This window comes from Micromonospora radicis (assembly GCF_003583405.1).
GTDB lineage: Bacteria > Actinomycetota > Actinomycetes > Mycobacteriales > Micromonosporaceae > Micromonospora > Micromonospora radicis.
On sequence record NZ_QXEC01000059.1, the window covers coordinates 1 to 1,338 of the forward strand.

Annotated in this window: 1 protein-coding gene; it reads right to left on the minus strand. The window is 68.4% G+C overall.

The window, feature by feature from the left end; translation table 11 throughout:
- Positions 1-5 precede the first annotated feature (5 nt).
- The gene (locus D2L64_RS26890) at positions 6-1,172 is read right to left on the minus strand and encodes an ISAs1 family transposase (protein WP_119579991.1); all 1,167 of its coding nucleotides are present in this window, start codon (positions 1,170-1,172) and stop codon (positions 6-8) included.
- Positions 1,173-1,338 lie beyond the last annotated feature (166 nt).

Consider the following 1,338-nt stretch of genomic DNA (forward strand, 5'->3'; position numbering starts at 1 on the left):
CCGTTTCAGGTGAGTCCGAGTATTTGGAGTGGTCGGTAGGGGTTTCTGCTGTTGCGGCGTAGGGCTTTCGCGATGGTGGTGATGCCGGCGAGCCGGAGCAGGCTGATCGCGGTGTTGCGCAGGGTGGCCATGACACGGGGCGCGTGGCCGGTGCGGAGGCGGCTGGCGTCTTCGCCGTAGGTGGTGTCGCGGATGTGGTGCAGGGTTTCGATGGCCCAGTGCCCGCGTAGCCAGTCGGCGAGGTCGGCGGGGCTGGCCTCGGCGGCGTCCAGGTTGGTGATCGCGTAGACGGTCACGGTGGACCAGCGGCCGGTGGCCAGATTCATTCGTCGGCGGCGGATCCGTAGTGCTTGCGTGGCGTGCGGGAAGTCCAGCGCGAGCGGCCCGGTGCAGGTGGCTGCCTGCAGGCGGCGGATGTCGTAGCGGCCGTGTCCGCGGGTGCTGGTCTCGTCCTGAATCGGGATCTTCGCCCAGGGCAGAGCCTTGAGCTGGTGATACAGACGCGGCTGGTTCTTCTTCACGGTGAACAGGTAGGCGGCTTTCTTGTCGTCGACCAGCCAGCGGGCGTGCTCGCGCTGGGTGTGCAGCGCGTCGGCGGTGACGACCACCGAGGTCAGGTCGAGTGGGGTCAGCAGTGGCTGGAAACGGGTCAGCTCATTGGTCTTGCCGTTGACATCGACCTGGCCCAGGACGGTTCCGGTGTGCTGATCCAGCGCGGTGAGCAGATGCACCTGGGCGCCGGCCGGGCCGCTGCCTCGTAAGGTTTTGCCGTCCACGCTGTACACCTGCCGGCCCGAGCTCGGTACCGGACGGGACGCGAGGACCCACCGGCCGACGGCCTCGTCCAAGGCGTCGGCGTCGACACCGGCCAGGATCCGCCGGAACGTCGACTCGTCCGGAGCCCGATACACCCCGGTGAACGGGTCCCGGAACACGCCCAGGTCGGCGAGTACCTGCTGCGGCGCGTCAGCGGCCCATTCCGCGACCGCCGCCGCGGACCGGGCGCCGGTCAGTACCGCCGCGACCGCCGTGGCCAGCACCGGGGGCAGCGCATGCACGACACCGCGAGGGTCGCGCCGGTCCGGCACAGCCGTCAACGCCGTGACCAGGCTTGTCCTGCGCTGGTCCGGTAACGGCTCGTCCAGCAGGCGGTCCGCGTGAACGGCCAACACGTCAATCAGCGATGATGATCCCAACGGGCGTGGTCCTCTTTGATCTTCCCAGACTCGACACCTGGATGATCATCGAAAGGCCACGCCCGTCTCCATACCGCCCATGATCCGGAGCGTCCACACCCAACCGCCCGCAACGGTCATATCGCTACCTTGCCGGAGCCCT